The sequence below is a fragment of the Sandarakinorhabdus rubra genome (assembly GCF_010994245.1).
Lineage (GTDB): Bacteria > Pseudomonadota > Alphaproteobacteria > Sphingomonadales > Sphingomonadaceae > Sandarakinorhabdus > Sandarakinorhabdus rubra.
This window is the reverse complement of the sequence record NZ_WMHO01000189.1, coordinates 1-5,030: the sequence shown is the minus strand read 5'-3', so window position 1 is coordinate 5,030 and position 5,030 is coordinate 1. Positions and strand designations below refer to the sequence as shown.

The following is a 5,030-nucleotide window of genomic DNA, read 5'->3' as shown; positions in this document are numbered from 1 at the left end:
AAGCCGGCCTATGCCGATCCGCACGGGCTGTTCAGCATGGGCGCCGGACCCGCGGCGGCGGCGCCGCGCGCGCCGTCGCGCTGGGCGGCCCCGGGTGACGCGCAGGCGCTGGGCGCGCTGGGGCTTGACCGGAATGCCCAGCCGGCCGACATCCGCCGCGCCTATCGCGCCGCTGTCAGGCGCTACCATCCTGACAGCAATGGGGGGGACCGCTCCCACGAAGGAAAGTTGCAGGCGGTGGTCAAGGCCTTTACGCACCTCAAGGCAGCTGCCGGATACAAGATGGAGTCGGACAAGACGTGAGCCAAGAGAGCGATACCCCGCCGGTGGCGATGCCCGCGCCGGATACCAGCGTGGATGCCCGCGAGATGTTCGGCGTCGACATCGATCTGGCCGTGCCGGCGTTCAGCGTCGCCGATGATCGTGTGCCTGATCTTGATCCGGCCTATGTCTTCGATCCCGACACGACGCTGGCGATCCTCGCCGGCTTTGCCTTCAACCGGCGCGTGATGATCCAGGGCTATCACGGCACCGGCAAGTCGTCGCACATCGAACAGGTGGCGGCGCGGCTGAAGTGGCCGTGCATCCGCATCAACCTCGACAGCCACATCAGCCGCATCGACCTGATCGGCAAGGATGCCATCGTGCTTCGCAACGGCACGCAGGTGACCGAGTTCCGCGAGGGCCTGCTGCCGTGGGCACTGCAGAACCCGTGTGCGCTGGTGTTCGACGAATATGATGCCGGCCGGCCTGACGTGATGTTCGTCATCCAGCGCGTGCTGGAAGTGGAAGGCAAGCTGACCCTGCTCGACCAGAACCGGGTGATCCGGCCCAATCCGTGGTTCCGGCTGTTCGCCACGGCCAACACCGTGGGTCTCGGCGACACCAGCGGGCTGTATCATGGCACCCAGCAGATCAACCAGGGCCAGATGGACCGCTGGAGCATCGTCACCACGCTGAACTATCTGCCGCACCATACCGAAAGCGCCATCGTGGTGGCCAAGGTGCCGCAGTTCGACACCGATGCCGGCCGCAAGGCGGTCTCCAACATGGTCAAGGTGGCCGACATGACGCGCGCCGGCTTCATTGGTGGCGACATCTCGACGGTGATGAGCCCGCGCACGGTGATCACCTGGGCGCAGAATGCCCAGATCTTCGGCAATGTCGGCTTTGCCTTCCGCCTGTCGTTCCTCAACAAGTGCGACGAGGCGGAACGCAGCATCGTCGCCGAATATTATCAGCGCGTGTTCGGCGAGGAGTTGCCGGAAAGCGTGGCGGTGAAGGCGAAGAGGTGAGCCGCTGGCAGCTTGCCCAGATCAACGTGGCACGGCTGGTCGCGCCGAAGGGCGATCCGCGCGTGCAGTCCTTCTTCGACCAGATTGAGGGCGTCAATGCGGTGGCCGACGGCGCCGAGGGCTTTGTCTGGCGGATGCAGGATGACAGCGGCAACGCCACCGGGATCAATCCCACGCCGGACCTCACACTGCTGGTCAACATCTCGGTCTGGCGCGACATCGATTGCTTGTATGATTTCGTCTACCGCACGGTACACCGCGAACCCCTTGGCCAACGCCGCGACTGGTTCGTGCCATTCGAGGGCGCTTTTCAGGCCCTCTGGTGGGTGCCTGCCGGTCACCGACCCTCGGTCGATGAAGGCCTGGGCCGCCTGTGGATGCTTGATCGCTATGGGCCAACAGCAGCAGCCTTCGGGTTCAAGACCCGGTTTCCGGCGCCTCTCGACGGGCTGACTGTCCATGGCTGAAACCAGCCCCATCGAGGATCTGCGCCAGGCGGTGGCCGCGTCGATGCGGGCGCTCGGCCATGCGCCGGGGATGGAACTGGCCTATACTGCCGACAAGCCGGGCTGCTTCGGGGACCAGGCCCGGGTGCCGCAGCCGGCGCGGGCGCTGCCGCCCGAGCAGGTGGCCGAGGTGCGCGGCTGGGCCGACAGTTTCGCCCTCAAGCGGCGCTTCCATGATCCCAAGCTGCATGGCGCCGATCCGCCCGAGGCCGGCCTTGCCCGCGACATCTTCAACGCGCTGGAACAGGCGCGCTTCGAGGCGCTGGGCGCCGCCGAAATGGCCGGGGTCGCTAAGAATCTCGACCGTATGACCGAGATGCGGGTCCGCACAGACCCGATCGTGCGCGCCCGCACTGCGGCGGAGGTGCCGCTGGCCTCTGCCCTGCAGCTGATCGTGCGCGAGCGCCTGTCGGGCGCGGCCGTCCCGGCGGCGGCGGCTAATGCGGTCGATCTGGTGCGTGCCGATATCGAGGCACGGGCCGGCGTGCACCTCGATGACCTCGCCGCCACCATGCAGGACCAGGCCGCTTTTGCCCATGTGCTGCGCCAGGTCCTGAACGATCTGGGGCTGGGCGCCGATCCGGATGAGGCCAGCGACGAGACCGAGGACAGCGACAGCCAGGACGAGGAAGAACAGCCCGGCGAGGACAGCGACCAGAGCGAGGAGGCCGACGGCGGCGGCGACGAGCAGTCGACCGAAACGCGCGCCGAGGACTCGGCCGACGCGCCCGAGGACGCGGAAAGCCGCGAGGTCGAGATGGACACCGACATGGTGTCCGACGCCGAGATGGGCGAGGACGGCCAGGAAGGCATGATGCCGTGGCGGCCCAACCTGCCGGCCAGCGACCTGCCGCCCGACTTCGAATACAAGGCCTATACCACCAAGTACGACGAGGTGGTGGGCGCTGCCGACCTGTGTGACGACGAGGAGCTGACCCGCCTCAGGGCCTATCTCGACCAGCAGTTGATCCCGCTGCAATCGGCGGTGACCAAGCTCGCCAACCGTCTGCAACGGCGGTTGATGGCGCAGCAGAACCGCAGCTGGGATTTCGACCAGGAGGAGGGCCTTCTCGATGCCGCGCGGCTGGTGCGCATCGTCACCAATCCCGGCCATGCCCTGTCATACAAGATCGAGCGCGACACCGAGTTCCGCGACACGGTGGTGACGTTGCTCATCGACAACTCGGGCTCGATGCGCGGGCGCCCCATCTCCATCGCCGCCATCTGTGCCGACATCCTGGCACGCACGCTGGAACGCTGCGCGGTCAAGACCGAGATTTTGGGCTTCACCACCCGCGCCTGGAAGGGCGGGCAGAGCCGCGAAGCCTGGCTGCAGGCCGGCCGCCCGGCCAAGCCGGGGCGGCTGAATGACTTGCGCCACATCGTCTACAAGCAGGCCGACGCGCCGTGGCGGCGGGCGCGCAAGAACCTCGGCCTGATGATGCGCGAGGGCCTGCTGAAGGAGAATATCGACGGCGAAGCGCTGTTGTGGGCGCACGACCGGCTGCTGGCCCGGCGCGAGGACCGGCGCATCCTGATGGTGATCTCCGACGGTGCGCCGGTTGATGATTCCACCCTCAGCGTCAACAGCGGCAATTATCTCGAACGCCACCTGCGCGCCGTGATCCGCCACATCGAACAGCGATCGCCGGTGGAGCTGATCGCCATCGGCATCGGCCACGACGTGACCCGCTATTACGCCAAGGCCGTCACCATCATGGACGCCGAACAGCTGGGCGGCACCATGATCGACAGCCTCGCTGGGCTGTTCGAGGCTGACGATCGGCCCACCGCCCGCCGCAGGCGCTGAACACCGCCCGCCGCAGGCGCTGAAGCTGGCCGCCGCCGGCGCTGATTGTAGCAATCCGACAAAAGCACCGCCCCGGCGCAACAAGCGTCTGGCGCGGGTGCGACAATTCGGCTTACATGTGCGCAATAGGGTCGCAACTGTTCGGTTGCCGGGGGAATGGGGATGACGATCCGGGGCTGGAGAACGGCGCTCGCGCGCTGCTCGCAGAGCCTGCTGGCAGCGGCTCTGCTGCCGGTCGTTGCCCTGTGTGGCGCGGCGCAGGCGCAGGTGACCGGCGCCCCCACCCGCGAGGAAATTGATCCTACCCGCCGGCCGCAGTTCAGCCAGCCCAGCCGCCTGATCGTTGATGGCGATATCGAGCGCAGTCCCTGCGCGCTGGCCGATCCCGCCTACGCCGCCATCCGCCTGAACCTGACGCGGGCCGAGTTCAACAATCTCGGCCCTGTGCCGGCAGCCGCGCTTGAAGATGTGTGGCGGCCACTGGTGGGCCGTGACATGCCGGTGTCGGTGCTGTGCGAGATCCGTGATGCCGCGGCCACGCGGCTGCGGCGCATGGGCTATCTGGCGGCGGTGCAGGTGCCGGCCCAGCGCATCGAGGGCGGCAATGTCCGCTTCGAGGTGCTCTATGCGCGGCTCTCTGCGGTGCGGCTGCGCGGGGATGCCGGCCCCAACGAGGCGCTGGTGGCGCGCTACATCCGCAAGCTGGAAACCGGCGCCCCCTTCAACCGCTTCGATGCCGAACGCTATCTTCTGCTGGCGCGCGACCTGCCGGGGGTGGAGGTGCGGCTTGCCCTCAAGCCCACCGGCGAGGCGCCGGGCGACATGGTGGGCGAAGTAAGCGTGCGGCGCCGGCCCGTGGAAGCCGACCTGGTGGTGAACAACCTCGCTGCCTCGCAGACCGGCCCCTGGGGCGGGCAGGCGCGGGTGCAGCTGCATGGCCTGACCGGGATGGGGGATCGTACTTTCCTTTCCTACTATGCCACCCCGGACTTTTCCGAGCAGCACGTGCTGCAGGCTGGCCATGACTTCACCATCGGCGGCGAAGGCTTGCGGCTGGGCGGGCGGGTGACACAGGCCTGGTCGCGCCCTGATCTGGGGCCGGCCGTGCCGCGGGTGGACGCCGACACCTTCTTCGCCAATGTCGAGCTGAGCTATCCTTTCCGCCGCCGCCAGGCCTTCAGCCTGGAAGGGCGGGCCGGGTTCGATCTGGTCAACCAGTCAGTCGAATTTGCCGGGGCGCCGTTGTCGAGGGACCGGCTGCGGGTCGCCTATGTGAGGCTCGATGCCGACTGGCTGGACATGCGCGGGCGCGGGCCGGGTGGCACCACCGCCTGGCGGCTGGCGGCCAGCCTGGAGGCGCGGCAGGGGCTCGACCTGTTCGGCGCCAGCCCCGATTGCCTCGCCAATCCGGCGGCCTGC

The 5,030-nt window shown here is 67.9% G+C and carries 5 protein-coding genes; all 5 read left to right on the top strand.

Translation table 11 applies throughout. The features are described from left to right. On the top strand, positions 1 to 303 hold a 303-nt coding region (locus GJV64_RS11185), incomplete at its 5' end, for a DnaJ domain-containing protein (RefSeq protein WP_205599603.1). 29 nt (positions 304 to 332) lie between these two features. Further along, positions 333 to 1,295 carry a cobaltochelatase subunit CobS gene (gene cobS / locus GJV64_RS11180; protein ID WP_164157308.1) on the top strand — a complete coding sequence of 321 codons (963 nt, stop codon included), beginning with the start codon at positions 333 to 335 and terminating at the stop codon, positions 1,293 to 1,295. Further along, positions 1,292 to 1,762, top strand: coding sequence for a DUF3291 domain-containing protein (locus tag GJV64_RS11175; protein WP_164157306.1), 471 nt, complete (start codon positions 1,292 to 1,294; stop codon positions 1,760 to 1,762). Before cobS ends, GJV64_RS11175 begins: the two co-directional genes overlap by 4 nt. After that, positions 1,755 to 3,611 (top strand): cobaltochelatase subunit CobT, encoded by a 1,857-nt coding sequence (gene cobT, locus GJV64_RS11170; protein WP_164157305.1) that lies wholly within the window; start codon positions 1,755 to 1,757, stop codon positions 3,609 to 3,611. The genes GJV64_RS11175 and cobT overlap by 8 nt, the downstream gene beginning before the upstream one ends. 162 nt (positions 3,612 to 3,773) lie before the next feature. Beyond that, positions 3,774 to 5,030: ShlB/FhaC/HecB family hemolysin secretion/activation protein (locus GJV64_RS11165; RefSeq protein WP_164157304.1), on the top strand; the 1,257-nt coding region annotated here is incomplete at its 3' end.

What these genes read in the sequence shown, in the direction of transcription:
- cobT (WP_164157305.1), top strand. Translation starts at nt 1,755, where the DNA reads ATGGCTGAAACCAGCCCCATCGAGGATCTGCGCCAGGCGGTGGCCGCG.
- cobS (WP_164157308.1), top strand. Translation starts at nt 333, where the DNA reads ATGCCCGCGCCGGATACCAGCGTGGATGCCCGCGAGATGTTCGGCGTC.